The organism is Promicromonospora noduliphila (assembly GCF_056951025.1).
In genome coordinates, this window is the sequence record NZ_CM167806.1 from 1,173,524 (window position 1) to 1,199,505 (window position 25,982).

25 protein-coding genes are annotated in these 25,982 nt (G+C 71.9%); 7 read left to right on the forward strand and 18 right to left on the reverse strand.

Annotated elements, in window-relative coordinates:
• Positions 1–190: 190 nt before the first annotated feature.
• The 5 genes from AC0QU1_RS05085 to AC0QU1_RS05105 all read right to left on the reverse strand — a co-directional run bounded on the left by AC0QU1_RS05085 (position 191) and on the right by AC0QU1_RS05105 (position 5,530).
• Positions 191–715 carry a hypothetical protein gene (locus AC0QU1_RS05085; RefSeq protein ID WP_483574864.1) on the reverse strand — a complete coding sequence of 175 codons (525 nt, stop codon included), beginning with the start codon at positions 713–715 and terminating at the stop codon, positions 191–193.
• Between the two features lie 51 nt (positions 716–766).
• Positions 767–1,198, reverse strand: coding sequence for a hypothetical protein (locus tag AC0QU1_RS05090; protein WP_483574866.1), 432 nt, complete (start codon positions 1,196–1,198; stop codon positions 767–769).
• 124 nt (positions 1,199–1,322) lie between these two features.
• The gene (locus tag AC0QU1_RS05095) at positions 1,323–2,768 is read right to left on the reverse strand and encodes an SCO6880 family protein (protein ID WP_483574867.1); all 1,446 of its coding nucleotides are present in this window, start codon (positions 2,766–2,768) and stop codon (positions 1,323–1,325) included.
• The gene (locus AC0QU1_RS05100; RefSeq protein WP_483574869.1) at positions 2,765–4,348 is read right to left on the reverse strand and encodes a TrbL/VirB6 family protein; all 1,584 of its coding nucleotides are present in this window, start codon (positions 4,346–4,348) and stop codon (positions 2,765–2,767) included. The genes AC0QU1_RS05095 and AC0QU1_RS05100 overlap by 4 nt, the downstream gene beginning before the upstream one ends.
• A gap of 279 nt (positions 4,349–4,627) precedes the next feature.
• Positions 4,628–5,530, reverse strand: a complete 903-nt coding sequence (locus AC0QU1_RS05105) for a helix-turn-helix transcriptional regulator (RefSeq protein WP_483574871.1) — start codon at positions 5,528–5,530, stop codon at positions 4,628–4,630.
• A 171-nt stretch (positions 5,531–5,701) separates the two neighbouring features.
• Here AC0QU1_RS05105 and AC0QU1_RS05110 point away from each other — a divergent pair, with 171 nt between their 5' ends.
• Positions 5,702–6,469 (forward strand): SDR family oxidoreductase, encoded by a 768-nt coding sequence (locus tag AC0QU1_RS05110; protein ID WP_483574872.1) that lies wholly within the window; start codon positions 5,702–5,704, stop codon positions 6,467–6,469.
• A 21-nt stretch (positions 6,470–6,490) separates the two neighbouring features.
• Here the strand turns inward: AC0QU1_RS05110 and AC0QU1_RS05115 are convergent, their stop codons facing one another.
• Together AC0QU1_RS05115 and AC0QU1_RS05120 are read right to left on the reverse strand one after the other, a co-directional pair.
• Complete coding sequence (locus AC0QU1_RS05115; RefSeq protein WP_483574874.1) at positions 6,491–6,850, reverse strand: DUF2255 family protein; 360 nt, start codon at positions 6,848–6,850, stop codon at positions 6,491–6,493.
• The gene (locus tag AC0QU1_RS05120; RefSeq protein WP_483574876.1) at positions 6,847–7,746 is read right to left on the reverse strand and encodes a helix-turn-helix domain-containing protein; all 900 of its coding nucleotides are present in this window, start codon (positions 7,744–7,746) and stop codon (positions 6,847–6,849) included. Before AC0QU1_RS05120 ends, AC0QU1_RS05115 begins: the two co-directional genes overlap by 4 nt.
• A gap of 105 nt (positions 7,747–7,851) precedes the next feature.
• Between AC0QU1_RS05120 and AC0QU1_RS05125 the strand changes: the two genes are divergently transcribed.
• Positions 7,852–8,802 (forward strand): alpha/beta hydrolase, encoded by a 951-nt coding sequence (locus AC0QU1_RS05125; protein ID WP_483574878.1) that lies wholly within the window; start codon positions 7,852–7,854, stop codon positions 8,800–8,802.
• Here AC0QU1_RS05125 and AC0QU1_RS05130 read toward each other — a convergent pair.
• Positions 8,769–9,647: a helix-turn-helix transcriptional regulator gene (locus AC0QU1_RS05130; protein ID WP_483574879.1), complete on the reverse strand. Its 879-nt coding sequence runs from the start codon at positions 9,645–9,647 to the stop codon at positions 8,769–8,771. The genes AC0QU1_RS05125 and AC0QU1_RS05130 overlap by 34 nt on opposite strands.
• 149 nt (positions 9,648–9,796) lie before the next feature.
• Between AC0QU1_RS05130 and AC0QU1_RS05135 the strand changes: the two genes are divergently transcribed.
• A complete protein-coding gene (locus AC0QU1_RS05135; protein WP_483574881.1) occupies positions 9,797–10,759 on the forward strand; it encodes an aldo/keto reductase in 963 nt (320 codons plus the stop codon).
• 57 nt (positions 10,760–10,816) lie between these two features.
• Here the strand turns inward: AC0QU1_RS05135 and AC0QU1_RS05140 are convergent, their stop codons facing one another.
• A complete protein-coding gene (locus tag AC0QU1_RS05140) occupies positions 10,817–11,398 on the reverse strand; it encodes a TetR/AcrR family transcriptional regulator (protein WP_483574883.1) in 582 nt (193 codons plus the stop codon).
• A 100-nt stretch (positions 11,399–11,498) separates the two neighbouring features.
• On the opposite strand from AC0QU1_RS05140, the gene AC0QU1_RS05145 reads away from it, so the two are divergent.
• A complete protein-coding gene (locus AC0QU1_RS05145; RefSeq protein ID WP_483574885.1) occupies positions 11,499–12,551 on the forward strand; it encodes an aldo/keto reductase in 1,053 nt (350 codons plus the stop codon).
• A gap of 5 nt (positions 12,552–12,556) precedes the next feature.
• Positions 12,557–13,267, forward strand: coding sequence for a DUF998 domain-containing protein (locus AC0QU1_RS05150; RefSeq protein WP_483574887.1), 711 nt, complete (start codon positions 12,557–12,559; stop codon positions 13,265–13,267).
• A gap of 417 nt (positions 13,268–13,684) precedes the next feature.
• Here the strand turns inward: AC0QU1_RS05150 and AC0QU1_RS05155 are convergent, their stop codons facing one another.
• The 8 genes from AC0QU1_RS05155 to AC0QU1_RS05190 all read right to left on the reverse strand — a co-directional run bounded on the left by AC0QU1_RS05155 (position 13,685) and on the right by AC0QU1_RS05190 (position 20,655).
• Positions 13,685–14,059, reverse strand: a complete 375-nt coding sequence (locus AC0QU1_RS05155) for a hypothetical protein (protein ID WP_483574889.1) — start codon at positions 14,057–14,059, stop codon at positions 13,685–13,687.
• Between the two features lie 229 nt (positions 14,060–14,288).
• Positions 14,289–14,615 carry a DUF6112 family protein gene (locus AC0QU1_RS05160; RefSeq protein WP_483576631.1) on the reverse strand — a complete coding sequence of 109 codons (327 nt, stop codon included), beginning with the start codon at positions 14,613–14,615 and terminating at the stop codon, positions 14,289–14,291.
• A gap of 239 nt (positions 14,616–14,854) precedes the next feature.
• Complete coding sequence (locus tag AC0QU1_RS05165; protein ID WP_483574891.1) at positions 14,855–15,169, reverse strand: DUF6112 family protein; 315 nt, start codon at positions 15,167–15,169, stop codon at positions 14,855–14,857.
• Positions 15,166–16,392: a M23 family metallopeptidase gene (locus tag AC0QU1_RS05170; RefSeq protein ID WP_483574893.1), complete on the reverse strand. Its 1,227-nt coding sequence runs from the start codon at positions 16,390–16,392 to the stop codon at positions 15,166–15,168. The genes AC0QU1_RS05165 and AC0QU1_RS05170 overlap by 4 nt, the downstream gene beginning before the upstream one ends.
• Before the next feature lie 42 nt (positions 16,393–16,434).
• Positions 16,435–17,127 carry a hypothetical protein gene (locus tag AC0QU1_RS05175; RefSeq protein WP_483574895.1) on the reverse strand — a complete coding sequence of 231 codons (693 nt, stop codon included), beginning with the start codon at positions 17,125–17,127 and terminating at the stop codon, positions 16,435–16,437.
• Positions 17,128–17,203: 76 nt separating this feature from the next.
• On the reverse strand, positions 17,204–18,334 hold the full coding sequence (locus tag AC0QU1_RS05180; protein ID WP_483574897.1) for a ParB N-terminal domain-containing protein: 1,131 nt from the start codon (positions 18,332–18,334) through the stop codon (positions 17,204–17,206).
• Positions 18,327–19,355 (reverse strand): hypothetical protein, encoded by a 1,029-nt coding sequence (locus AC0QU1_RS05185; protein WP_483574898.1) that lies wholly within the window; start codon positions 19,353–19,355, stop codon positions 18,327–18,329. The genes AC0QU1_RS05180 and AC0QU1_RS05185 overlap by 8 nt, the downstream gene beginning before the upstream one ends.
• Before the next feature lie 499 nt (positions 19,356–19,854).
• Positions 19,855–20,655: a bifunctional DNA primase/polymerase gene (locus AC0QU1_RS05190; protein ID WP_483574900.1), complete on the reverse strand. Its 801-nt coding sequence runs from the start codon at positions 20,653–20,655 to the stop codon at positions 19,855–19,857.
• Between the two features lie 288 nt (positions 20,656–20,943).
• On the opposite strand from AC0QU1_RS05190, the gene AC0QU1_RS05195 reads away from it, so the two are divergent.
• Entirely contained in the window at positions 20,944–21,261 is a 318-nt protein-coding gene (locus AC0QU1_RS05195) for a hypothetical protein (RefSeq protein ID WP_483574902.1), read from the forward strand.
• Positions 21,262–21,330: 69 nt separating this feature from the next.
• Complete coding sequence (locus AC0QU1_RS05200; RefSeq protein WP_483574903.1) at positions 21,331–22,068, forward strand: hypothetical protein; 738 nt, start codon at positions 21,331–21,333, stop codon at positions 22,066–22,068.
• Between the two features lie 115 nt (positions 22,069–22,183).
• Here AC0QU1_RS05200 and AC0QU1_RS05205 read toward each other — a convergent pair whose 3' ends face one another.
• Entirely contained in the window at positions 22,184–25,966 is a 3,783-nt protein-coding gene (locus AC0QU1_RS05205) for a LysM peptidoglycan-binding domain-containing protein (RefSeq protein ID WP_483574905.1), read from the reverse strand.
• Positions 25,967–25,982: the final 16 nt, after the last annotated feature.

Genomic DNA, 25,982 nt, shown 5'->3' on the forward strand with positions numbered 1-25,982 from the left:
CCGAGGTCGCGGGCCAGGCCTGTGACGGCCCAGCCACGCGCGGAGCAGTGAACGGCTCGGTGCCCGTCTCGCCCGACGCGGGATCGCCATCCGGGCCATCACCGCTTCTCGTGCGAGGACGGCCTACCAGTTCGCCGCATTTGACCGAACCGGCCACGGGGCAAGGTCCCTCATCGCGCGGTGCGGGCAGTCAGAGGGCCGGTTGGTGGGTGGCCTCGTCCTGGGACGGGCCAGCAGGTCGTGGCCCGGTTCGCCCGGCGTGGGCGGTGCCGTGGCCGGGTTGGCCCGGCGGCGGCTGAGCGGGCCCGGGTGCTTGCTGGTCGACCAGCCTGGCGACGGCGTCACTGGCGCGCGCCAGGTGCTTGCGGGCTTCGTGGACCTCGCGCGAGGCCACGTCGAAACCGTCGACCGCCTGGGCCCGGGTCCGCATGTCCCCGGCGTCTGGGCCGCTGCCGGTGGGCGGGGCGGCGGTGTTGTGGTGGAAGGCCAGGCGGGACAGCTCGGTGGTGACGTTGGCGATCTCGTTCAGTGCGTCCAGGAGCTCGGTTGCGATCTGCGGTGCCTGGTCCAGGCCGGTCAGCGTGCTGGTCTCGGCCGTCAGGCGGTGCATCGTGGCAGCCACGGCCGCTGCGGTCTCGACCGGATCCGGGTCCAGGACCAGCGGTGAGCGCGGGCGCGAGGCGGTGATCCAGGGAATCTCGTGGGGCGTGTTCATGGGTGGCTCCATCTCCTGTGAGGTCCGGGTACGGGTGAGGTGGCGTGGTGCCTAGGTGTGGGGGTCGTCGAAGTCGAAGGTGAGGTCGGTGGGCCCGGCCTGGAGCTCTTCGTGCGCCTCCAGGCATTGCCTGAGGTCCTCGAGGTGGCCGGTGGTGGTCTGGGGGAGCCATGCGGGCAGGTGGTTCATCGAGCTGTCGCCGGGGTCGGTGTGGTAGTCGCGCACGGTCCGCCCGATCGCGTGCAGGTAGCCGATCAGCGCGCACATCGCGGCGTTCGTGTTCACGGCGCCCCGGTTGTGCAGGTCGGTGGCCTGGTATCGCTGGCTGGTGGACTGCTGGTTGGTCACCGTGTACTCGTACCGGTGCCGGGTGGTGCCGTCGGGGTCCTGGTCGTCACCGGTGTGGTGCAGGGACAGGTGCAACGGCCCGGCCTGGCAGGCCACCGGCCCGGTGCCCGTCCGGGGTGTGCTGGATGTGCTCATGCCCACCAGGTGCACCGCCCCCACCAGGCCCGCCGACCACGCCTGTTGACCGCGCCCCGCGAGCACGCCCGTCGACGACGCGCAGCGACGCCCTGGGGGAGAGCTGGGGGTGGGTGTGGGTGGTTCAGGTGGGCAGGATGGTGCGGGCGAAGGCTTGGGCTTGTTGTCCCCACAGGCGGCGGGTTTCCAGGCCGGCTTGGATCGCGGCTTGTTCGACGGCGGCGATGTCGTGGGCAAGCTGGTCGGGGTCGGGGGCGCTGATGGTGATCAGCCCGGTGGCGGTCAGCAGGCTGTGCCCGGCGGCGAGGTCGGCTTCCTGCTGCAGCACGTCGGACAGTTCGGCCTGGTCGGTCGCGTCGGTGGTCTGCCCGATCCGGGCCCGCTGGGCGGCGTCGGACAGGTGCCCCGTCCGGCGCCGGCGCAGCTCCCGCAGAGCGACGTCGGTCCGGATGGGCCGGTAGGTGACCGCCAGCGTGCGCTGCACCCCCGAGGACAGGAGCACTGGGGCCAGGAAGCCGGGGTAGGTGGGTGACTGGGGCCATTGGGAGATCCATAGGACGCAGTGGTAGGTGCCGTCGGCGCGCAGGTCGCCCCAGGTCTCGGTCACGGCGATCGGGCCGGCGGCGGCCAGCTCCCGTCCCAGGGTGGGGTGGCGTTCCAGCGCCGGCCCCAACGATGGGTCGTACGCGGTGCGCAGGTGCACCGCGAGCTGCCCCGGGTCGTAGGGGGTCCCGGGGGTGAGGTCGGCGGCGCGCAGCGCGGTGGTCAGCGTCTCGACCTCCTGCGCCAGTACGACGGCGGCGCCACGCAGCCCACCACCGGCCGCCCGGATCGAGCGTGCCGCGATGGTCATGTCCAGGGTGAGGGCGATGGTGGTGGCGTGCTGTTCTCCGGCGGGGCCGGCGCGGTCGATCAGGTCGGCGTAGGTCCGGGCCGCGAAGGAGTCGTCGTGGATCCCGTGGGCTTGCCACCAGTCGGCCAGGCTCGCGCCGGAGCCGGGCAGGGTGCGTTCGGCCAGGTGCAGGGCTGTGATGTGCCCGGACCGGGACACGGTGGCCAGCACCCGCCCCCACGCGGTGACGCGGCGTTGCTGCTCGGCGGGGTCCAGCAGCACGAACGCCGGATGCGTCACCGGCAGGACCGCGGTCAGCGTGGCCGTGTGCGGGTCGTGCACCAGGACGGTGCCGGTGACAGGGTCGGTGTACTGGCGCAGCCTGGCGGTGTAGCCGGGCAGGGCCAGGGTCCCGGCCGGCCGGGGCCGGGCCGGGCCGGTGATGCGGGCGCGGTACTCGAGCTGTCCGGTGGCGGTGCGCCAGGCCCAGGACGCCGCGATCGGGACCCAGCCGACCACGTGCCGCCCACCCACCGGCACCAGCGCGGCCGCCGTCGCGGCGACCAGGACCGGAACCGCGTACACGGCACCCCTACCGGCGTACAGGGCGATGACCAGGGGCAGGGCACCCAGGCCGATGGTGACCAGCTGGGTCGCGGTCAGGCCCAGTATCAGGGCCCGCTTGGACAGCCGGGAAAACTTCACCGCCCCCAGCCGCCCGGCCGCCGGGGCGGTCATGACTCGGTCCCATCACGAAACAGGATCCCCGGCTGCTCCCGCACGGGGCCGGGCGGCGGTCCCGCGTCGACCTCGGGGTCGGGCTCTGGCGAGCCCGCCGCCGGCACACCAGCTGACGTCCCTGCCGCCCCACGGCCCGCGGCGCCGGACCCAGTGCCGGGTTGGGCCGCGCCGGGTTGGGTCGTGCCCTCGGCGTTCTGGGCGGCGTAGCCGCCGACCGTCTGGCCGGTCCTGCCCCCGGCGTCGAAGGCGCCCTTGGCCACCACGGCCCCGGCCAGCGCGGGCGCCGCCGCACCAGCAGCACCGCTGGCGACACCCGTGGCACCGCTGCCCACGCTGGTACTCGCCGAGCTCGTGGCTCCTGCCCGAGCGCCGCTGGCACCCGCACCACTGGCACTGTCGGTGGCCGGGCCGCCGACGCTCGTGCCGACCGATGGGCTTGCGGTGCGGGTCGTACCCGAGCCCCCGGGTTCGGGTCCACCGTCGTCGCCGCCACCTCGCGGGCTGTCGTTGCCGAGGATCTTGGCGGGGTTGGGGCGGGGCCATCCGCCGGGCAGGTAGGGGATGGGCCGGCTGAGGGATTCCTTGGCGTCGGACTCGGTGGTCATCGTGGCCCACAGGTCCAGGCCGATGAACCCGACGAGCTTGTAGGTCAGGTAGGGGGCGAACGCGGCCACCACGAGCAGCACGATCCCGGTCAAGGGCTCGGACACCGAGGCGATGTCGGCCTGGACGGGTGCGGACAGCTGGGCGGTCGCGATCAGGAAGATCACCACCAGGACCAGCTTCGAGACGATGAGCGCGACCACGAAGGTGGCCCACCTGCTCACCCACCCGCGGGTGGCGTCCCAGGTTGCCCCGGCCAACGCCAGGGGGGCGAGCGCGATCGTGACCAGGATCAGCGCGGAGCGCACCAGCAGGCTGATCCACACAGCGAACGCCGCGGTGAACGCCATCCCGGCCAGGAACAGGCCCAGCAGCGGGCCCACACCGATCACGCTGACCGAGATGCTGATGCCGGTGACCATCGCGACCAGCCGGTGCCCGACCTGTTCCATCGTGGTCCCGGCCGCCTGGACCAGGCCGAGACAGAGCTGGTCGGTGATCTCCAGCAGCAGCGCGGTCAGCGTGACGACCAGGAAGCTGCCCAGGATGGACTTGCCCAGCCCCAGGACGCCGCGGCCGAGGGCGGCGGGGTCGCGGTGGATCATGCCGGTGATGACCTGCAGCAGGAAGAACAGCAGCATCACCGTGGCGCCGATCCCGAACACCAGCGCGTACACCCGGGTGTAGGAGCCGGCGGTGAGGTCGACCATGGTGGTGGTCGTCATCAACGCCCACATGCCCTCCAGCGCCCACGCGGCCGCCTGCCCGGCCCAGTCGGCCAGGCCCTGGATCGGGGACGCGGGTGTGCCTGCGGCGACGTCGCCGGATCCGGCGCAGACCTGCGCGATGACCGGCAGGGAGCATGTAGGAAGCGCCTCGAGTTGTCCCTTGGGCGGTGTAGTTGTCACCCAGGAGTTGACCGAAAGGCCACTGGTGGCCCAGCCGTGGTAGGCCTGCTGCAGCAGAGCGTGCATCGAAGTTGTCCGTTCCCTCGATCATGGCCGGTTCGTCTCACGTGGTCGGGAGGATCCTTGAGATCCCGAGGTGTTCCTGAGCTTGGTGGCGCAGGTCCTGTCCGAGAGGTGTGGGCGGTCCGACGGGGCGGGCTCCGGCGTGCCTGCGGATGGGCGGAGCCTCGACGGCGTGTTCGAGGGTGGTCAGGCTGGGCGTGCAGGTTTCCTGGGTTGCAGCCGAGGGTGTGAGCGGCCTGGTTGATGCTGGGGCTGCCGTTATGGGCGCGGTTTGGGAGCCGCTCAGCGTGAGGCAGGTCCGTGCTGGTCGTCGCGGTGCATGGCTGCTGGCGCGTTGTCGGTGCTTGCGCTGGCCGCCCAGCTCAGGAGGAGGGCGAGCTTCTCTGCTGAGGGTGATCCGCGGTCGGGGGTGTAGGCGCACAGGATTTGGCCGCCGGAGTTGGGGATGTCGAGGGTGTCGTAGTTGAGGGTGAACTCGCCGACGGTTTCATGGAAGAACTTCTTGGTGCCGTGCGTGTGTTTGAAGAGGCGATAGTCGGCCCAGTAGGTCGCGAACTCGGGGGAGGCGACCGAGAGTTCGCCGACGAGGCGTTCCAGGGCCTCGTCCGGGGTCCGCGGGTCGTGGCTTGCGCGTAGCGCAGCGACTGTCGTAGCGGCGACCGCCTCCCACTCGACATACCGCGTGCGTGCCTCTGGAGCGAGGAACAACCAGCGGGCGATGTTGCGCTCGTTGCGGGGCATGGCGTCCCAGTCGGTCAAGACCGTGCGCATGGCCTGGTTGCTGGCGAGGATCTCCATGCGAGGGCCCTGGACCATCGCAGGACTCGGGATGGTGTCGACGAGCGCGTGCAGGCTCGGGCGCGCCAGCAGACGCCTCGGTCGGGACGACGCCGTAGGGCGCCGGGATGTCGGCGTGAGGAGGGCGCGCAGGTGCTGGCGTTCGAGCTCGTCGAGCCGTAGGGCGTCGGAGATCGCGTCGAGGACCTGGTCGGAGACATTGCCGATGCGGCCCTGCTCGAGCTTGGCGACGTAATCCACGCTGACCCCGGCGAGGGCCGCGACCTCTTCACGTCGTAGCCCGGGCGTGCGGCGTGGCGCCGCCGAGGGCGGCAGCCCGACTGACGCGGGGTCGATCGCGGCGCGGCGCGAGGTGAGGAACTCGCGCAACCCGGTCGGCATCGTCATACATCCAGTGTGCGCCGTTCCGGCCGCAGTAGCGGAACGCCGACAGGTACTCCGGGTACCAGGGACAGCGGTACGCGCTAAACCCTGCTGTCCGCCAGCGTTTCGGGCTGAAGTGGAGACGCGACCGAATCGTTGTCGCTCAGACCTGTGAACCGAAAGGACGCCATTCTCATGGCTCTCACCCTCGATCTCTCCGGCCGTGTCGCGGTCGTCACGGGCGCATCCTCCGGGATGGGCGAGGCGACCGCCCGCCTGCTCGCGGCGCGCGGAGCACCCGTTGCGCTCCTGGCGCGCCGGGCAGACCGGCTCGAATCCCTCGCCGCCGATATCCGCGCCGCTGGCGGTACCGCAGTCGCGATCCCAGTCGATGTCACCGACTCCGATGCGGTGAAGGCCGCGGCCGCCCGGGTGAAGGACGAGCTCGGCGTAGCGAGCATCGTGTTCAACAACGCCGGGATCATGCTGCCCAACCCGATCCTCGAGCACCGCGAGGACGAGTGGGCGACGCAGATCGACGTGAACGTCCGCGGTGCCGTGGCGACCATCGGCGCGTTCGTGGACCAGCTCGTCGCGACCGCTCAGGCAGGTCCGCCGGCCGACCTGGTCAACACCTCCTCGATCGCCGCGCAGAACCTGTTCCCGGAGTTCGCCGTGTACTCCGCCTCGAAGGCGTTCGTCGCCCATCTGAGCCGGCACCTCCGGATGGAACTGGGCGCGAAGGGCGTGCGGGTCGCCGACGTCGCACCCGGCGGCGTGGACACCGAGCTGATCGACCACGTCACTCATGACGGCGTCCGTGCCCACATGGCCGCGTCGAACGAGGCCCGCACCGTACTGACGGGGGAGGACATCGCCGAGGTGGTCGCCTTCCTGGTCGCTCGCCCGGCGCACGTGAACCTGCAGGAGGTCGTCGTGATGCCGACTACTCAGGCCAGTTGAACGGCCAGGTGAGCGGCCGGTTCACGCCGGCATGATCGCCAGTGTCGCCTCGCGCACGCGGGGGCCCGCCGCGAAGGACGCGAGTGATCCGTACTTGGTGCGATAGGCCGCGTCGATCCGGTCCGCCAGCGACGTGCCAGCGGGCGCGATCCGAACCTCGATCTCGGCGTCCGCGGCCCGGATGGCGCCGCGTCCGCCCTGCACGGCGGCGCGATACCACTGGGAGGCGGTACCGCGCTGGGCGCGTACGAAGCACACCTCGTCCACGACCACCATGCCGATCTCGACGTTCGGCCCGTCGAACCCGTCCGCGCCCACCGCCAGACGCAGCGAGAACTCCGCCGCGAGGGCCTGCAGCTGTGCGCTGCCCCATCCGCTCATGCGGATGCCTCGGAGCCGGCGGCGGGCACGGAGTCGGAACCGTCCGGAGAGCCGGAGTCGGGTGCGGTCCAGGACGACAGGATCCGCAGCGCGTGGTCCGAGGGGCTGCCTGGCTCGGCGGTGAGGACCATCAGTCGCTGACCGGACCCGTCCGGGCTCGTCCAGGTGTCGCAGTCGAGGGTGAGGTCGCCGACGACCGCATGGTGGTAGTGCTTGGTGCCGTAGCTGGCGCTGTTGACGCGGCGCTCGGCCCACCAAGTGCGGAAGTCCTCGTCCTGCACGGCGAGCTCCCCGACGAGGCGGGCGAGCTCGGGATCGTCGGGGTCTCCCGCCGCCTCCATGCGCAGCGCCGCCACGGCATCGCGGGCGTCGTGTTCCCACTCCCGATGCAGCGCGCGCAGTACCGGGTTTGTGAAGACGAGGCGCACGTAGTTGCGCTGCGCCGAGGGCACCTGACCGAAGTCGAGGTAGAGCGCGGCGGCTGCGGCGTTCCAGGCGATCACGTCCATGCGTCTGCCGAGCACGATCGCGGGCGTGCCCGTGAGCTGGGCGAGCAGGCGCCGCATGGCCGGCCGAGGCTGCTGCGCCCGACGCCGGCGTCGAGGCCGCGCGTCGCTCTTGCCGGCGATCGCGTAGAGATAGGCCTGCTGGTCGTCGTCCAGGCGCAGCGCGCGGGCGAGCGTGGAGAGCACCGCCGCGGATGCCTGGACGCGTCCCTGCTCGAGCCGGACGTAGTAGTCGACGCTGATCGCCGCGAGCCGCGCGACCTCTTCCCGGCGCAGCCCGGGGACCTTGCGCCGCGACCCGTCGTCGAAGCCGAACTCGTGCGGGTCGAGGTCCGCGCGCCGGGCCCGGAGGAACGCGCCCAGCTCGCCGGGGTCACGGGATGTTGCCATGCCCACCATTCTGCGCATGGGCCGTCACCGTGTGGGAGGGCAGGTTCCTTCCCAGGCAGGAACCCGCCGCTGTTGGGCGAGCACCGCAGCGCGGAACCTGGAGGCATGACCAGAACAGACGTCACGTTCGACAGCGCCGGCATCACGATCGCCGGCCACCTCTACCTCCCCGACTCGCTCGTCGATATGGATGCCACCGGGCCGCTGCCGGCCGTCGTGGTCGGCCACCCCGCCAGCGGCGTCAAGGAGCAGGCCGCCGGTCTGTACGCGCAGAAGCTCGCCGACCGCGGCTTCGCGGCCCTCGCCTTCGACGCCGCCTACCAGGGCGAGAGCGGCGGGACGCCGCGCGGCCTGGAGGACCCGGCGCAGCGCGTCGAGGACCTCAAGTCCGCGGTGTCGTTCCTTACCACCCGCACCGAGGTCGACGCGGACCGCATCGGCATCCTCGGCATCTGTGCCTCGGGCGGTTACGCGGTCCCCGCCGTCGCCGGTGACCACCGTGTCAAGGCCCTGGCGACCGTCAGCGGCGCCGACATCAGCCGACAGTTCCGCGAGGGCGCCGACGGCACGCAGGCCCCGTCCGTCATCCAGGCCATGCTCGACGCCGCCGGCGCGGCCCGCACCGCGGAGGCACATGGTGAGGGCGTCGGGACCTTCCCGATCTTCCCCGACACGGCCGAGGAAGCCCGGGCGATGGGCGGCCAGCACGGCTTCGAGGGCTTCGAGTACTACTGCACCGACCGTGCGCAGCACCCGCGCTCGGCCAAGGAGTTCACCTGGTCAAGCATCGACCGCATCGCGACCTTCGACCCGTTCCGCTTCATCCACCTGATCGCCCCGCGGCCGCTCCTGATCATCCTCGGCACCGAGGCAGTCACCAAGCACATGGGAACCGAGGCCTTCGCGGGCGCGCGAGAGCCCAAGGAGTTGCACTGGATTGAGGGTGCCAGCCACGTCTCCCTCTACGACAAGCCGGAACACGTCGGCCCAGCCATAGACAAGCTGACCGGCTTCTTCGAAGCTCACCTCGCCCCGGCGGCACCGGTCTCGGCCTGACCGGACGGGGCCTTCGTCGCCGCGACGCTGCCCAGCAGCGCGAGCGCGTCCGCGGACGCCGTCCCCGGCTCGGCGTGGTAGAGCACCAGCACCTGCCCGTCAGTGCCGGCGACGGCGAGCTTCTCGCGATGCAGGGCCAGCTCACCGACCTCGGGATGGCGCAGCCGTGCCAGGCCACCGGCGGGACGCACGACCTCCTGGCGCGCCCACATCCGCCGGAACAGCTCACTCTTCATCGACAGCTCACCGACGAGCTCGACCATGCGAGGGTCGTCGGACTCCGCCCCCATCGTCGCCCGCAGCTGACCGATGGCCGCGGCAGTGGCGTTCTCCCAGTCCACGTGCAGATCCGCCTCGCTCGGGTCGAGAAGCGCAGCACGAAGACGATTCACGCCAGGACGCATGCCGGGCGAGAGCGCCCGCGCCATCGCATTCGCGGCGAGCACATCGAGATAGCGGCTCTGCACGAACGCAGGCATGGGCAGGCCGTCGAGGAGCAGCAGGGCTCCGGTCGGCACCTTCTCGGCACGAGCCGACCGGGGGCGCCGCCGCGGCTTGGGGCGAGTGAGAGCAAGGAGGTAGGCGGTCTGATCCTCGTCGAGCTGCAGGACACGTGCGAGAGACTCGAGCACCTGGACCGACGGGGTGCGGTCACGCCCCTGCTCCAGGCGCAGGTAGTAGTCGGTGCTGATCCCCGCCAGCATCGCGACCTCTTCGCGCCGAAGGCCCGGCGTGCGGCGGTGACCGACGCTGGTGATCCCGACATCCTCGGGCCGCAACCGATCACGGTGAGCCCGCAGAAACTCGCCCAAGGCGTTGGGGCGACGCGGAGTCTCGGAAGGCATGTCTCCACGGTAGACCGCGCACGGAGGCCGGTGGCTGTCCCTGATTCTCCTAGGAAGATCTCGGCACTGCCTGCCCGGTTCCGCGCGGGGCATCGTCGTAGTCGTCGTCATCACGACGTCGAATGAACGGGAACGAGAGGAACAGCATCATGAAGCAGGTACGGCTGGGTGACCTGACCGTCTCCGCGGAGGGCCTGGGCTGCATGGGCATGAGCTCCGTGTACGGCGCGGCGGACTGGGACGAGTCGGTGGCCACCGTCCAGCGGGCGATCGAGCTGGGCGTGACCCACATCGACACTGCCAACGCCTATGGCAGCGGGCACAACGAGGTCCTCGTCGGGCGTGCCGTCGCCGGCAGCAGCACCGGGCGCGACGGCGTCACGATCGCCACCAAGGCCGGCATGGACTTCACGACCGGCCGGGGCAAGGTCGTGGTCAGGAACGACCCGGACTACATCAAGGCCGCCGCGGACGCCTCGCTGCTGCGGCTCGGCACCGATGTCATCGACCTGTACTACCTGCACCGGGTGAGCCCCGAGGTGCCGCTGGAGGACTCGGTCGGCGCGATGGCCGAGCTCGTGACCGAGGGCAAGATCCGCGCGATCGGCCTCTCCGAGGTCACCGGCGAGCAGCTCCGGGCCGCATACGCGATCCACCCGATCGCGGCGGTGCAGAGCGAGTACTCGTTGTGGACCCGCGACCCGGAGTCCACCGTCGCCGAAGCGGCAAGGGAACTCGGCGTCGGACTGGTCGCCTACAGCCCGCTCGGCCGCGGCTTCCTGACCGGAACCGTCGACACCGCCGCACTGGCGGCCAATGACGGTCGGCGCCGACTGGCCCGGTTCAGCGACGACAACGCCGCCGCCAACCAGGCGATCGCCGACGCGGTCACGCGGATCGCAGAGGCCAAGGGGGCCACCGCCGGCCAGGTCGCCATCGCCTGGGTCGCCGCACAGGGCGCCAGGCTCGGCACCCCGGTCGTCCCGATCCCCGGCACCAAGCGAGTGAAGTGGATCGAGCAGAACGCGGCTGCCCTCGACCTCGAGCTCACCCCGGACGACCTCGCCGCACTCGACGGTCTCGCCGCTCAGGTCTCCGGCGCCCGGTACTGACCGCTCCCGCGTCGCGACGTTCCGGACCGAGCGGCGGCGGGGCTCAGCTCTCGGTCGTCAGCGGGACGTCTCGGGTGCTGTGATGCCGTCGAAGACCATCGCCGTCAGCCGGCGTCCCTGAGCCACGCCGCCGTCGTCGGGCGCGACGCGCCACAGGAAGCCCATCAGGAGCAGGACGTCGCCGGGGTCGAGGCCCGGTCGGACCGTGCCCTCGGCGACACAGGCCTCGAGCAGCTTGCCGACGGCGGCGGTGACCGGGGCGTAGGTCTCGTTGATCGCGTCCTGGATCGCGGCATTGTGCAGCGCCTCGCCTAGGCCGTGCTTGACGCGGATGTAGGCGGCGAGGGTCTCGAACCACTCGACAAAGGCGTCCCTGGCGGAGCGTTCCGCCAGCAGGCCGTCCACCGCCGCGACCAGCTTCTCGACGTCGTGCCGGTACACCGCGAGGATCAGCGCCTCCCGCGTGGGGAAGTGGCGGTAGAGCGTGCCCGCGCCGACGCCGGCCCGCTTGGCCACCTCGTTCATCGACGTCGCCGGGTTCTCGGCGAACAGTTCGTGGGCGACCTCGAGGATCTGCGCGCGGTTGTGCGCGGCGGCCTTGCGCTGGGTCCCGTACGTCGCGGCCGACTTGTCAGGCACGGACGATCTCCTCCCGTTGACTCCCGGAGAGTTCTCCGCTAGTTTCGATCTAGCCGCGGAGAACTCTCCGCGAGTTCCACCCTAGCAGGAGGCAAGTACCGTGCGTTACACAAAGCTGGGCACCACCGGCCTGGACGTGTCCCCGGTCGCGATCGGAGCCATGACCTACGGCGAACCCGACCGGGGACACCCCGTCTGGTCGCTCGGTGAGGAGCGGGCGCGCCCGCTGATCAAGCACGCGCTCGAGGCCGGCATCAACTTCTTCGACACCGCCAACATGTACTCCAACGGTTCGAGCGAGGAGATCCTCGGCAGGGCGCTGGCCGACTTCGCGGACCGCGACGACGTCGTCATCGCGACCAAGCTGCGCCACCCCATGCGGCCCGGACCGAACGGCAGGGGACTGTCGCGCAAGGCGATCATGACCGAGGTCGACCACTCGCTACGGCGCCTGGGTACCGACTACATCGACCTGTACCAGGTCCACCGCAACGACCCCGCCACCCCGCTGGAGGAGACGCTCGAAGCGCTGAGCGACCTCGTCAAGGCCGGCAAGGTGCGCTACCTGGGTGCCTCCTCGATGCACGCCTGGGAGCTGGCCAAGGCGCTGCACCTGCAGAAGGCCAACGGCTGGGCCAGCTTCGTCTCGATGCAGGACCACTACAACCTCCTGGCCCGCGAGGAGGAGCGCGAGATGATCCCGCTGTGCTTCGACGAGGGTGTCGGCACCGTCGTCTGGAGCCCCCTGGCTCGCGGTCGTCTCGCACGCCCGTGGGACCAGGCCAACGCCACCTACCGCGCCGAGACAGACGGCGCGTTCGCCGACCAGCTCTACACGCCCGCACAGGAGGCCTCCAACCGCGCGATCATCGACGCGGTGGGATCCGTCGCCCAGGCCCGCGGGGTGAGCCGCGCACAGGTTGCCCTGGCCTGGCTGCATCGCCAGCCCGTCGTCACCGCACCCCTGGTGGGCGCCGGCACGGTGGGGCAAATCGACGACGCCGTGGCATCTCTCGACCTCGACCTCACCGACGACGAGGTCCGCGCACTCGAAGGGCCGTACACGCCCCGGTACGACTTCCAGGGCATCTCCGACGAGGCCGAGCTGGACGCCATCCGCGCCCGCATTCCCGGCATGGCACTGAAAGCGTGAGCACCATGACCATCGTGCGTACCGGGCCTGTGGCCGCTCGAATCGGCGCCCTTCTGCTGCTGCTCGGCCCGCTGGTGAGCTGGGCCGCCGAGCTCGTCACCGCCGCCGCGTGGACCAACCCCCGCTACGCGCCCCTGTACAACTGGGTCAGCCACCTCGGCCTTCCCGAACGCGAGACCGCGTTCGGGCAGACCGCCGACTCCCCGCTGGCCTGGGTCATGAACACCGGGTGGGTGGTCTACGGCGTCGTCCTGATCGCTGGCACCGCCCTCCTGTTCGATCAGCGCAAGGGCTGGCACCCCCTGGCGTTGACGCTGCTCGCGGTGCTCTCCGGTGTCGGGGTGGCACTCGTGGGCCTGGTCCACGGCTCCAACGAGAACGCCGCCAACGGGCTCGCCGTGTTCCACTTCCTCGGCGCGCAGACCGTCATCGTCAGTGGCAACGTCTTCGCGCTGCTCGTCGGCCTGTCTGCTCGGCACCTCGGGCTCGACCGCACTCGCGGCAGGGCTCTGACGACTCTCGGCATCATCGGCCTGATCGGCTTCGTCCTGTTCATGGTGGACGTCCGCGCCGGCATCGAATGGAACATCGGACTGTTCGAACGCTGGGCGATCTACCCCATCATGGCTGGCCACACCGTACTCGGCGCCTCCATGCTGCTGCGGCAATCAGCACGACTGCTCGGCAAGCGGGAAGGTGCGGCCGTCGCACGCTGAAATGAGGGTCGGCAGGTCCACGACGTGCGGGCCGTGGCCGGTGCAGCAGCGAGCTGGCCCGACCGCTGACCTGGGTGGTTCCCGCCGTCATCCACGTCGCGTCTCAAACGTAACTTCCCCCGGACCCCGCGGTCGCGCAATCACCACCGACTTCACGCGCAGGGAGCAGGCGTCCCCCGCATCCAGTACCAGGGGTCGTCCCGAAGGCTGCCTGCTCCCTGCGGCTGAGCGCCGGGCGCCGGGCGCCGGGCGCCGGGCCGCATTGTTCTACGGTCGGCCGAACCTGACCGGGCCGAGTGTCAGACGGTCGCGAAGGAATCCACGTTCCGCGGAGCCAGGGCTCGCCGGTCGACGCACTGTGCTCCTGCACCCCGCGGACGGTGCCTGCCCGACGGCATCCAAGCGACAAAGCTCGACTCAACCCGGCACGCCGCCCCACGTGACGAACTGGCTGGCGAGGACGCCGAGGATCGCCAGCCCACCAAGTGCCCACACCGCCACGAAGAGCCGGCGTCGGCCGGCAGTCAGCAGGAGGAACGTCACTACGCTATAGCCCAGCGAGACGACGACCGCGGAAACGAACGCTGGTGTGAAGCGGCCCTGTGGCCAGCACCCAGGCGGCGCTGGGTAGATCAGTGGGCAGACCGTCCCTTGACCGGACGGGTGGGCGAGCCTCCAGATGTCCACGAGCGTCCAGGCCGCGATTGCTCCAGCAAGAACGAGCCCGATTACGAGCACGACCGCACGAAGGGTGCCCCCGGTGTCCTGGCCGTTCGCGTCAGACTCTCCCACGACCTGGGAGCATATCGATCGTGTACGCGAACTTTAAGGCCTGGTTGCGGCCGTCTTGAATCTCGCGTACAGCATTCGCGGAACTGCGCCCGCTCGCCGATCTCGCGTACATTCGCGTGTTGATCAGACGTTCATAACCATGACAAGTGCAGCGCTCGAGGGACAACTAGGTGACAAGTACACCGCGCTGAGTGACACCTTCGATGGATCCCTACAGAGCAGACGTCCATCAGATCTGCTGCCCCAGGCCCCAGCCCCACTCGACCAGGGCGACCGCGGCCCCGCACACCACCCCGGCACCGGCCGCGACCAGGATCCCGGTCTTGCCCCGGGAGGCCAGGTGCGGGTTGGAGCTGTTGGCACCAAAAGCCCAGATCACCGCCGCGATGATCAGGGCCACCACGGCCAGGACCAGGCCGATGGTCATCACCGCGCCGACGATGCGCTCCAGCTGCGGGATGCCCGGGAGGCCTCTGCGGTTCGGGCTGATGTCGATATCGGCACCCAACCCGCTGGTGAGCGAGGTCGTGAGCGAGGTGGTGAGGCTGGTGGCCAGGACGGCGGCGTACTCGACCGCGGCGTGCGTGATGTGAGTTGCGGTGTGCAGGCCGTTGGACAGGTGGTGCAACATGGCGGTTCTCCCTGTGCGCGGTGGGCTTGAGCGCGCGACAGGTGCACCACCAACCCCATGGCCCGAACCCGAAGACCCGAAAGCCCGAAGACGTGGTGCCGCCGTGGGGGTCACACGGGGGTGAGCCCGTGGGGCTCGAAGGTGCGGGGCTAGAGCGTGCGGGGTTAGAGGGTGTGGCCGAGGTCGATGAGCCAGTTCATCCAGGCCACCCCGGCACCGGCCAGCACGGCGCCGGCCAGCCCGGCCAGGACTCCGATGCGGGCCTTGGCGGTGACCTGCCAGCTGCCCACGGCCGAGCCGAGCGCCCACACGAACCCGCAGATCACGACCATCGCCACCGCGACCACCAGCACGATCGTCAGGAAGGCGCCCAGGACCGGGAACAGGCCAGAGCCGGCCACCGCCCCGAAGTCCGGCCCCACCCCACCCACCACCCCCGTGCGGGCGGCGGCTGCCAGGGGTGCCGTGCCCGGGGTCATGAGCCCGCCCCCGCGGGGCCGGTCGGGCAGTCACCGGTGGCGGGCACAATGGAGGCGCCGTCGAGCGTGGTGGGGGAGTGGCGGTCCAGCCAGGGTTCTGGGTTTTCCGGGGTGCCCTCGGGGCCGCCGGCCCGGATCTCCAGGTGCAAGTGCGGCCCGGTCGAGCGCCCGGTGGAGCCGACCTGGGCGATCTGGGTCCCGGCGACTACGGTGTCGCCGAGGGTGACGGCGATGGTGCCGTCGGCCAGGTGCAGGTACGCCGACCCCACCCGGTGCACACCATCGGGGCCGGTGATGGTGTGGTCCAGGACGATCATGTTGCCCCCGGACAGGCTGGTCTGGACGGAAGCGACCACGCCGTCGGCCAGAGCGAGCACCGGGGTACCGGCCGGGGCCGCGTAGTCGACCCCCGCATGCAAGGTCCGTAGGCCGGTGACCGGGTTGGTGCGCATGCCGAAGCCGGAGGTGCGGGTCCAGGTGCCGGCCGGGAGCGGGAACACCACCCGCGACGACACCACCGGCACCCGCCCCCCACCCGCGTTCCCACCCGGCGTCGACCCGGCACCCGTGCCCGTGCGTGTGGTAGTGAGCCGTTCGAGGATGGTGCGGGCGACGGGCTCGTACGTGGCGTACCGGTCGGGGAAGGCCGAGACCTCCACCGCCTGCGCCGCGGCCCCTGGGGGCAGGTGCTGCCAGTCGGGGATGTCGAGCAGCCCGGCCGGTGAGCCCTGGTTGGGTCCGGTCGGCCCGCCGTAGAACGCGGCGGCTTGGTAGGCCGGGTCCATGAGCTGGGCGACGGTGCCCCACCCGGCCGCCGGGCGCATCTGGAACAACCCGAGTGAGTCGTGGTCCGACCCGGTCCCGTCGTGCGGGTAGCCGGTCGAGTCGGGGTAGGCGCCCGGGTTGGCCAGCATCCGCAGCCCTGACTCGGTCAGCGCCGCCATCAGTGCGACCAGGATCCCGTCCCGCCCCACACCCGCCGTGCGGGTCCCGGTGGTGATGATCGTGGCGGCGTGCCCCAGCTGGACCCGGTCCAGCCGCACCACCACCCCGTCGCTCGTCCTGGTCACGAGCTCGTCCGGCACCGGCCCGACCGGCCCCACACCCGTACCTGCACTCTCTGGCCCGCACCCGGTGGTGGGGGTGAGCAGGGCGTAGGCGGTCAGGGCGGTGGCCGGTCCGAACAGCACCACCAGCACGACGGCGATCATCAGCACGCGCATCACGGCACCCGGCCTCTCACCGCTCGGCTCTCATCGCTGGGCTCACAGCAGGGCCAGCCCTGGTGTGGACAGCCGCAGCAGCCGGCAGGTCTGGTGGGTGGGGGCGCAGACCAGGAACACCGTGAACCGCACCGGCGAGGCCGCGGTGACCTCCTGGCCGTCCCAGGTCCCGGCGCGGTGCCGCACCCCGGTCACCGTGCGCGCCGTCGTCCCCGCCGCGACCGACCCGGGTGGCGCCTGCGCGAGCGCGTCCTCCCACGCGGCCGGCTGGCGCAGGTCGGTGATCTGGATCCACTGCCGAGTCTGGTACTGGCCCAGGTGCGACCAGGCGTCCGTGGTGGGCAGGTAGGTGCGCAGGTCGGCCAGCAGCCCCGGCGTCTGCTCCCCCGTGGGGTCAGCCACCTGAAGGAGCTGCTCGGTCAGGTCGGGCAGGCTGGTCCGGGTGGTGTCCCAGGTGAACACCGCCAGGGCCACCGACCGGGTGAACGCGTCCGGGTCCGACGACTCCACGACCCCGCCACCCGAGGGCGCCATGGTCGGGTCCGGTGTGGCCCCTGGCCCGACCGACGGTGCGAGCGTGCCGGCCGCGGGCGGGCTCGACGGCGACGGTTCGGTGCCGGTAGGACCGGCACCAGTACCCCCAGACACGAGCCGGAGGGTCGTGGCCAGGACGACGGCGACCAGGAGCACGATCGCCCCGGTCCAGATCCGGTGCCGGGCGACCCAGAACAGCACCCGCGGCACCACCCCCCGCAAGGAGAGTTGCAGTGGTGTCGGGCCCGTTGGCCTCTGGCTGGTCGGTGTGGGCATGTCAGGCCTCCGTCCGGTCGCGGCGTGCCGCCTGGGCCTGGTCCCGTGCGGCCCGTGCGGCCGCGGCGAACCGTGAGGTCTGGTCCAGGACGTTCTCGAAGACGACCCAGTCGGCCTCGTCGGCACCGGCACCGACGTCCAGGGGGTCGTAGTGCTCCCACCACCGGTCCAGGCCCTGCCACAGCAGCGCCCACGCCCGCAACGAATGCCGCCGCTTCAGCACCGCCCCGCCGCTCCCACGGGCCTCGGGTCCGCCGTCGCCGCCGGTGCCGGTGGCGGGGCTGGCATCGGGGCCGGCCTGGGCGGGCTGGGTGACGCGTTGGACGGCGGCGGCCACGACCTGGTCGACCTCGTCCTGCCCGACCGGCTCCACCGCCTGCGCCGTCGGGTCGATCGCGGCGAGCTCGGCCTTGACCCGGTCGTACAGCGGGAACACCGACGCCCCGCCCCGGACCTGCTCCAGGGCATCGGCAGCCATGGCCCGGATCCGGTCGGGGCGCGTGGGGTCGTTGGCGATGTCCGACAGGGCCGCGATGCGGTCCAGGCGCTTGTAGGACGCCTTCCCGGTCACCATGCGCGCTGCCTGGGCCCTGGAGCGTTCTCGCAGGTCGTGCGGTGGTGGCAATTTGCCACCACCGTCGATGTCCACTTTGTCCCCGCCGTTGTGAACCGTCGCGACTCTGTTCGTCGCTACGCTGTCCCCGGGTGCGGTGGCCTGGTCGGCGCCGAACCGGGCGGCGGCCTGCCGGCGGGCGGCGTCCTCGGCCAGGAGCTGCTTGATCTCCCGGTACAGGCGCGCCGCCTCCACATCATCGAGTGGCTTGCGTAGTTGTTCCTCGTCGCGTTCGGCCAGCAGTTCCTGCAGCCGGTCGGAGATCCCGCGCCGCACCCACGGGCGGGTGGTGGCCCAGCCCAGGCGCTGGATCGCGACCAGGCGCCGGTACCCGCACACCAGGACCATGTCCGGGGTCACGGTGATCGGCTGCAGCAGCCCGAGCTGGTCGATCGATGCGGCCAGCGCGTCGATGTCGCCGAGGTCTTGGCGGTGCCGGTCCCCGACGACGATCGAGTCGACGGCCACATCCAGGCGCAGCAGTCCCTCGGCCGCATCCTGCTGAGGCGACTCAGGCATCGCGCACCACCCGCAGCACAGGCCGACCCAGACCGGCCGAAGTAGGCGACCGGTCAGGGCCCGCCCGGTGGGTGGGGCTGGCGGCCAGCAGCGCGCGCACCAGGCGGTCGTCGGCCAGGAGCTCGGTGGTGCGCTGCCCGCGCATCAACCGGGCCAGCAGCCCGTCCCGGACGGCCAGAGCGGGATGGTGCGGGTGGCCGAGCACGACCGCGCACAGCGCGGTCCACTGCCGCAGCTGCAGATCGAACCGGCCCAACGGGGTCTTGTCCCGCCGCAGGTACTCGAACGCCCGGGCCGTGTCCCCGGAGATGGCCAGCCGTTCGGTGATGTACTCCAGGCACGCGCGCGCCTCGCCCGGGTCCCAGCCGAAACCGGCCAGGACCTTGGCCGCGATGTCCAGGGCGGTGGCTGCCTCGACCGGCGCGACCTGCGACGGCCGCGACGTGGTGACCTCGGTGGCCTCCAGGTGGTCCAGCACGGCCGGGTCGACCGTGACCGTCTCGACGGCGTCGGCGACGGGCAGTGTGTCGATGGAGCGGGCGCCGTCCAGCTCGTAGTCGCTGAACCGGGTCGCGTCGTGCTGGTCGGAGGTCAGCAGCCGGCGGGCACGGGACTGGTCACACAGCAGCCCGTTGGCCCGGTCCTCGGCCATCAGCGACAGCTGCACCGCCCGCGTCACCACACCCCACGGATCCTCGGCCTCCACAGCGGCCGCGGTGCGCAGCACCTCGAACGCCGCGTAGGCGGCGTCCTGCGGCGTCTGCCGGTACTTGACCGCCATCCCCGCGTACTTGCTCATGCAGTACTCGAGCAACCGGGTCGCCTCCGGGTCGGTGGACCAGGCGGCCTTGCCGTTCTTGCCGTCGATGTGCAGGCGGATCAGCAGAACCCGCAACCCCTCACCCGTGGCGAACCACGGCTCCCCGGACTCGTCGACATCGCCCACCCCCACCACCGGGTCGGCGGAGGACGACGTCGTGGGGCCGGTTGGGCTCTGGGTCGGTAGCGTGGTGGTGCTCATCAGAAGCCCATCCCTTCGGTGCCGTGCTGTGGCCTTCTACCTCGCTCCCGTCCCGGGTCCCGGGTCCCAGACCGGGCCTGGGGGTGCTGGGCAGAGTCTGGGGTGGCTGGCCGCGGTGCGCGGGTGGGGGTGACCAGTCGCCTGGCGGTGCCGACCGCCTTCCTGGTCGCGGTCGCTGCGGCTTTCTTGGCTGCGGCGGTGGGGCGGTCCAGGACCCGGCGCACCAGCGCGGCGTGCAGATCCACCCCGCGCACCAGCAGCCGACCGGTCAACAGGGAAGGCAGGTCCCCGGCCCGGACCCACACGACCTGCCGGTCCTGCGGCTTGGCGGCCGGTGCCTTGCGCTGTGCGGCCTTGGCGCGGGACTGGTCGGAGTACGCGCCCGGGCTCGTGGTCGGCGACGGAGCCGGGGCCTTGTGCGGAGCCGGCCCGGAACGCGGCCCAGGACCACGGTGCGGACCACGGTGCCCGTCGCGCTGTGGGTAAGGCGATTGCGGGTTCACAGGCTCACCACCTCAGAAGGCCGACGGTCCACGCCGCCGGGGTCGGGACGAGACATGGGCCGCGCACCGCCAGGGCTGGTGGCAGCGGAGTGCGAGACCGCGGTGCGGCCAGAGTCGACGGCCGCGCCAGACGCGCGTGCTGGCTCCGGCGTGCCGGCGGGTGCTGGTGCACGGGCCGCGAGGCGCACGCGGGACGTGGCCGGGTCCAGGAAGCGGTGAAGGGCGGCGATGTCGACCGGGGCCGGTGCGGCCGGACTGGGTCCGATCGGGCGGTACCGCGCCACTGCCCCGTCGGGTCGCTGCACGAGCGAGGGCGGCAGCACGACGTACCCACCGTCGCCGTGAAACCCGATCCCGGACCCCGGCGCACTCCAGGACCTGTGGGCTGTGTCGGACGGGTGGGGGAAGAACAGGTGCAGCCCGCCGGACGGTGTGGCGACCATCAGACCAGGCGCGGGCACCAGCCCCGCGCGCATGGCCCGCCGGAGCGCACCGAAGCCCGACCTGGGGCCAGGACCAGGGTGGAGCTCGAGCACGTCCAGCCCGGAGGCCGAGCCGGTCGGGACCGCGAGGTTGGTCGACGGATAGCGCGACCACCACCACGCCACCCGGTCCGGGTCCACCGAGGCGGCACCCGGCCCGCGCTGGTTTAGCGGCCGGGTGCTGCCCTGGACGCAGGGCAGGACCGGCACGCCCGCACCCGCGAGCTCTCGTGCCGCCTCGGCGGTGCCGCCCGCGCCGACGGCGCGACGCAGGGCCGCCAGTAGCGCCAGGTCGGGTCCATGCGTGGTGTCCATGGCTCGACCATGACGATCGAACGCACCCTTTCAGGCACACCCACCGGCCTGCACACCCCGGGTGTGCAGGGCGTCTGCGCAGGTCAGGATGTGCTCACCAGCTCGTCGGCCAGCTCGTGGCCCGGGCCGCCCCGATTCGTGCTCTCCAGGCGGGAAGCGACGGGCCGCACCAGGGTGTGCGGCGGTGCGAGGCCGGTGCCCGAGGAAGTGTGCGGGTGAGAAACTTTACGATGACAAATGGTGGATGTAAGGTTTGTGTCGGTGGACCGAACCTCACAGGGAGCCACGATGGACGCTGTCACCACGGCCGCGCGCCGGATCGCTCGTACGCTCAACAGCACGCCGCCCGAGGTCACGCGGGCGTTCGACAGCGCCGGGAACGCGGTCGAGTCTTGGTCGACCGGTATGACGCACGTCGACGGCTTCGACCACACCGGCGTCGCGCTGATAGCGGCCGGTCGGAGCCGGGATCTTGTCGCCCAGCGCCAGGTGCAGGACCTGCTCGATTCCTGGGCGGCAGCGGACGCACAAGGGGAGCGCGGCTCGGCCGACTGGGCGGTTGCGCAGGGCCTGTACCTGGCGGACCTGGACGTCGTCGATGACTGATCGTCGCGTCGGACTACCACCCAGCTGTCGGAGAGCCGTGCCGGCCACTGGATCTGCTGGGGCGACGGCATGAGCGCTGACGTCCCCGACATGTACCTTGATCCGCTACGGTCGCTGGCCGGGGTCGTGCATACCAAGACCGTAGTGACCCTGCCCGACCCTCTACGGGATGTCGCTGCACGCCTGGTCGACCTCGACGACGCCGGCCAGACCGTACGGCACGCCGGGGTGTTCGGCGCGCATCTGCTGCGCCTGTGGGGCACCGACCTCCTGGACCAGGACCAGGTCCACGACGGGCAGGCCCCGGCCTGGGCCCCGGTGTTGGTCGAGGCTTCCGCGGAGCTCCCTCCGCGTAGCACCGCCACGCGATACACCCTCGCCGGGCAGCTGCGGCACATGGGAGGCGGGTCCCGTCCTCAGGACGAATACGGACCGCTGTTGGCAAAGTGGCTGGTCGCCGACCCTCACACTCGAGAAGAGGCCGCAACCGCTGCTGCGTATGCCAGGCGCCTGTTGCAGCACCCCAGGCTCCTGGACATGTACGCCGCAGGCGCGTGGTGGTCGGTGTTCGCGTGGGACCTGACCGATGCTGTCGATCTGGACAAGCCTTCACCCACCGGGGGACGACCCCGCAGCAATGACACCACCCAGCACACCCGCCGCGCTCTGGCGCTCGGCGCCTACTCGGCCCGCCGATGGACCAAGACCGCGATTGCTCGAGAGGCGGGCATCTCGCGGCCGACCCTCGACACCTGGCTTGACATGGCACCGGCGACGGTGGCGAGCCGCCACCCCGCGCACGACTGACCGGCTCGGGCGCCGTCCGACGGCGACCACGCCAAATAGCTGTCTCCTTGCCGGTGCTCCTCAGACGCGCCCTCGCCCGCCGGCGTTCGTGAGTCACCGGCGCGGGACGAACGGTTCATGCCTTCGGGCGCGGGCGGCGCGATGGGCCGGGGGTCATGCCGTGCCGGGTGGTGATCTGGCGGGTGCGGTCGGGTGGGCCGGGGGGTGGCCATTCGTCGTCGGTGCGGTCGTAGATCTCCTCGGCGAGGCGTTTGCGGGCCAGCTCGGCGTGCCCGGTCAGGTACTGGATGGTGATGTCGTCCAGGCGTGAGGTCTCGTCCTCAGGGTTGGCTTGGATGCCGACCTGGGCGGCCCACCGGGCCTGGTCGTGGTCGTCCTCGGCCAGGGCACGGGTGCAGACCAGGTGGGCGACGTCGCCGATCGCGGCGGCCATGGTGTGGTCCAGCCGGTTGCCTTCGAACAGCCAGGTCCAGCCGCGGGCGCGGGTCTTGTCGAACGGGCGGCCCTGCACGAGCCTCAGGGCGGTGACCAGGTCCTCGAATCCGTCGGCGCCGCGGGCCTTGGCGCGGGCGTGCAGGCGCTGGAACAGGTCGACGTCGACCAGCAGCCCGTCGACCTGGTAGGCGGGCTTGCCCGTGGCGGTGAATGCGGCGGTCTGTTTCGCGTCGGGCACGTACGGCCTGCCGGTGACCGGGTCGGTCCCGAGCCAGGCCCGGACCCCGGCGACCAGGCTGCGGGCGCGGCCGGGTTTGACGGCGAAGTCCTCGGCCAGCTGCGCGCCGGTGGTGCCGCCGGGGTGCAGCGCGAGGTAGGCGAGGGCTTCGACGTGCAGGGCCTTGAGCCGGGCGACCGCGGTGAACTCGCCGTACGCGGTCGCCGTGACCGGGCCCAGCAGCATCAGGCGCGCCCGGCGATGGGTCTCCGGGTCGAGCCACGCCGCCACGTCCCGGTCCAGGTCCGGGTCGACCTCGTAAGCAGCCCGGGCGGCCTCGGCAGAGGCGACGGGTGCCAGGGCCGCGACGTCCTCGGCCGTCGTGGCGGCAGCCTCGACGTAGGCGGTGGTCGGGGCGGGCAGAAGCGACCACGGGCCGGCCGGTGCCCCCGGGTCAGCGGGTCGCGGTTCGACCGGTTGCACGGCTGTCGGGTGCGGGTCGGCGGGTACCGGCTCTCCGGGCGCGGCCACGATGGAGGTGGCCTCGGTCGGGCTGGCGTCCGCCGCGTCCGACTCGTTGATGTGCGAGCTGTCCGTGTGGGGTTTCTCAGCGGCGACCTGTTCGGCTGGATCCAGCGTCGCGGCCGAGGGGGTGGTGGCGCGGGTTACCTCGACGATGGCGACCGAGGCGGCCAGCTCCTGTTCGGTGAGGCCGACGGCGGCCAGGTCCCAGCCGAGCTCGGGCGCGCGCAGCCGCCCACCATCGATCTCCAGGACGAGCCCGGCGGGCACGGGCTGTGCGGCGACCTCGGGTGCGCCGTCGGTGACGGGGACCAGGGTGATGACCGCGGCCCCGGCGCGTCCCGGTTCGGCTAGCAGGGCGGTGACCAGGCCGTGCAGGGCGGACCGGGTGGTCGGTCCGATGCCGGTGGTGGCGATGACGGCGTGGTACCAGTCCCGGCCCTGCACGGGCGTCCGGCGGGCTTCGCCGACGGCGTCGTCGACCTCGGTCACGCACGCGAGGGTGTCGTAGTCGTCGGCGCGGTCGTGGTGGTGGCGGACGTCAGACAGCCCGGCAACCTGCCACCCGGTCGCCAGGGCGTGCAGCGTGGTGTTCTCGGCCCAGGAGTGCAGCAGGAGTTCGGCGGTGACGTACCGGCCGAACGACGCGACCGCTTCGGGGTCACCGGTTACGGTCACGGCCCGGGCCTGCTCGAGGTCCAGCAGCCAGGTATGCCCGTACTGGTCCATGCCGACGCTGACCAGCAGCGGGTACGGTGCCAACCGGTCCTCGACCTCCGAGGGCGCGGCGGACAACGGGGCGGACCAGGTCGTACCGGTGCCGACCCAGGGCAGCGGCAGGTCCACCGGCGCCGCGAGGTATGCGATGGCGTGCGTGTCGGTGAGCTCGACGGCGACCAGCTGCGGCCGGGCGCCGGGCGAGTCGTCCGGGTCGTCCAGGCGTGGCCCGGCCAGGGCACGCAGCAGCCGATCGAGTGCCTCGATGTCGCCTACCCGGAACGGGCCGGTGACATGGATGGTCCGCTCGACAGGGACGGTGTCCTGGGGTGCGGGGGTGATGGGATGGCCGGGTGGCCGGTAGCGCCACTGGGTGGCGCGGTGCCGGCGCAGGGCGACCAACAGGCCCGCAGCCAGCATGGCGCCGGCCCCGGCCAGCCCAGGCAGGAGCCAGGCCGGTCCCGTGACACCGACAGCGTCCTCCTGCTCTTCTCGTGCGTCGTCGGGAGCGACGTTCTGCTGCCCGGTGGTGTGCGGCGTGGGCGCGGCGGTGGAGCTCGGGGCCCAGGGGTTGGTGTGCGGTGTGCCGGGCGAGGTGTGCGGTGGGGCGTCGGTCGCCCTGGGGCTGGGGGTGTCGTGCACACCCTGGTGTGCGGTCGGGGTGGGGTCGGCCGGTGTCGGTGCGTCGTGGCCAGGGGCAGTGGTCGGCTCGGCCTGTTCGGGTTCGGAAGGCTCGCGCGTGGGGCTCGTCGTCGGCTCGTCGCCCGTGTCGGTGCTCGGCGCGGCCGGACCGGCGTCGGCTGGGCCAGAGGCGGGTGGGCGGGTCTGCTCGGTGTCGCGGTCGTGTGGCTGGTTGGCGGTGTGCGCGGGTGTGCGCGAGCTGTCCGGCCCTGGCTCGGCGTCGGTCCCGGTCTCGGGTCGCGGCGGAGGCGGGGTGTCGCTGGGGGTTGTCGTGGCCGGGGCGGGGATGGTCAGGTGCCAGCCGGGTCGGATGTGGTCGGGATCGTCCAGCCGGTCACCGTCCGGCTGGACGGTGTCGGCCGAGGCGCGGGCGATGTCGGGGTACCGGTCGGCGTCTCCGAGCTCGTCCAGTGCGATCTGGGACAGCGTGTCACCGTCGCGGACCACGTAAACCGTGGCTTCAGGTTCGTCTCCTGGGCTCGTCTGGTGTGCGGCCGGTTCGGCGTCGGACACGGGCGCGGCGGCGCCGGGGTCGGTGGGCGCGGGCAGGCGCAGGACCGTGCCCGGGAGGAGGAGGTGGGGCCGGCCGGAAAGGACATCCTGGTTGAGGTTCCGGATCTCGGTGAACCGCAGGGGGTCACCGAGCTGTTCCTGCGCGATGGACCAGAGGCTGTCATCCTCAACCACCGTGTACTCCACCGTGTTCGCCCGGGCCGGGGAGGACGTGGTGAGAGGGTGTTCGCCCGCCCCAGCCGACTCCGGGTGTGGTGCGCCTCCACCGGGTGCGCGGGGCGCGGGCGCACTGTCGTGACTGGTCAGGGGCGTCGCCGCGGGAGCGTCGGTGTCTGGTGCGGTGGTGTGCGGTGTGGTGGTGTGCGAGGAGACGGTGACGCCGGTGGCGGGCACGTCGGCCAGTGCCGGCGGGACGGAGACGGCGAACAGGAGGGACGCGGTGGTCACCAGCCGTCGCGCCAGGCCGCGCGGGAGCCGGGACGCCCGGGGCGGGTGGATGCGGCCGGTCGCGGCGGCCAGTTCCAGGGCGACGGTGAGGGTGAGGTAGGCCCACGCGGCCCAGACCACCGCCCCGACCAGGACCCAGACCAGGGTGCCGGAGGCTGGGCTGGTCAGGACCAGCCCCAGGTCGTCCCACCCCAGGCCGACAAGCAGCTGGTGGCGGGCCAGCTCCAGGAAGACCGGGGTCCCGGCCACGAGTAGCAGGAGCAGGATCGTGGCGGCCAGGCCCCGCAGCCGGTCGCCGGCCGTGGGCCGCACACCGGGGTGTGCCCGCTGGTGTGTGCGCCGGGTGTCGGCGGGTGGGTTCGTCATGGGTGTGCTCCCTCCT

Bases quoted from the DNA above. Each gene is read 5' to 3' on its own strand.
- AC0QU1_RS05085 (WP_483574864.1), bottom strand. From the start codon at position 715: ATGAACACGCCCCACGAGATTCCCTGGATCACCGCCTCGCGCCCGCGC.
- AC0QU1_RS05090 (WP_483574866.1), bottom strand. From the start codon at position 1,198: ATGAGCACATCCAGCACACCCCGGACGGGCACCGGGCCGGTGGCCTGC.
- AC0QU1_RS05095 (WP_483574867.1), bottom strand. From the start codon at position 2,768: ATGACCGCCCCGGCGGCCGGGCGGCTGGGGGCGGTGAAGTTTTCCCGG.
- AC0QU1_RS05100 (WP_483574869.1), bottom strand. From the start codon at position 4,348: ATGCACGCTCTGCTGCAGCAGGCCTACCACGGCTGGGCCACCAGTGGC.
- AC0QU1_RS05105 (WP_483574871.1), bottom strand. From the start codon at position 5,530: ATGACGATGCCGACCGGGTTGCGCGAGTTCCTCACCTCGCGCCGCGCC.
- AC0QU1_RS05110 (WP_483574872.1), top strand. From the start codon at position 5,702: ATGGCTCTCACCCTCGATCTCTCCGGCCGTGTCGCGGTCGTCACGGGC.
- AC0QU1_RS05115 (WP_483574874.1), bottom strand. From the start codon at position 6,850: ATGAGCGGATGGGGCAGCGCACAGCTGCAGGCCCTCGCGGCGGAGTTC.
- AC0QU1_RS05120 (WP_483574876.1), bottom strand. From the start codon at position 7,746: ATGGCAACATCCCGTGACCCCGGCGAGCTGGGCGCGTTCCTCCGGGCC.
- AC0QU1_RS05125 (WP_483574878.1), top strand. From the start codon at position 7,852: ATGACCAGAACAGACGTCACGTTCGACAGCGCCGGCATCACGATCGCC.
- AC0QU1_RS05130 (WP_483574879.1), bottom strand. From the start codon at position 9,647: ATGCCTTCCGAGACTCCGCGTCGCCCCAACGCCTTGGGCGAGTTTCTG.
- AC0QU1_RS05135 (WP_483574881.1), top strand. From the start codon at position 9,797: ATGAAGCAGGTACGGCTGGGTGACCTGACCGTCTCCGCGGAGGGCCTG.
- AC0QU1_RS05150 (WP_483574887.1), top strand. From the start codon at position 12,557: ATGACCATCGTGCGTACCGGGCCTGTGGCCGCTCGAATCGGCGCCCTT.
- AC0QU1_RS05165 (WP_483574891.1), bottom strand. From the start codon at position 15,169: ATGACCCCGGGCACGGCACCCCTGGCAGCCGCCGCCCGCACGGGGGTG.
- AC0QU1_RS05170 (WP_483574893.1), bottom strand. From the start codon at position 16,392: ATGCGCGTGCTGATGATCGCCGTCGTGCTGGTGGTGCTGTTCGGACCG.
- AC0QU1_RS05180 (WP_483574897.1), bottom strand. From the start codon at position 18,334: ATGCCTGAGTCGCCTCAGCAGGATGCGGCCGAGGGACTGCTGCGCCTG.
- AC0QU1_RS05185 (WP_483574898.1), bottom strand. From the start codon at position 19,355: ATGAGCACCACCACGCTACCGACCCAGAGCCCAACCGGCCCCACGACG.
- AC0QU1_RS05190 (WP_483574900.1), bottom strand. From the start codon at position 20,655: ATGGACACCACGCATGGACCCGACCTGGCGCTACTGGCGGCCCTGCGT.
- AC0QU1_RS05195 (WP_483574902.1), top strand. From the start codon at position 20,944: ATGGACGCTGTCACCACGGCCGCGCGCCGGATCGCTCGTACGCTCAAC.
- AC0QU1_RS05200 (WP_483574903.1), top strand. From the start codon at position 21,331: ATGAGCGCTGACGTCCCCGACATGTACCTTGATCCGCTACGGTCGCTG.
- AC0QU1_RS05205 (WP_483574905.1), bottom strand. From the start codon at position 25,966: ATGACGAACCCACCCGCCGACACCCGGCGCACACACCAGCGGGCACAC.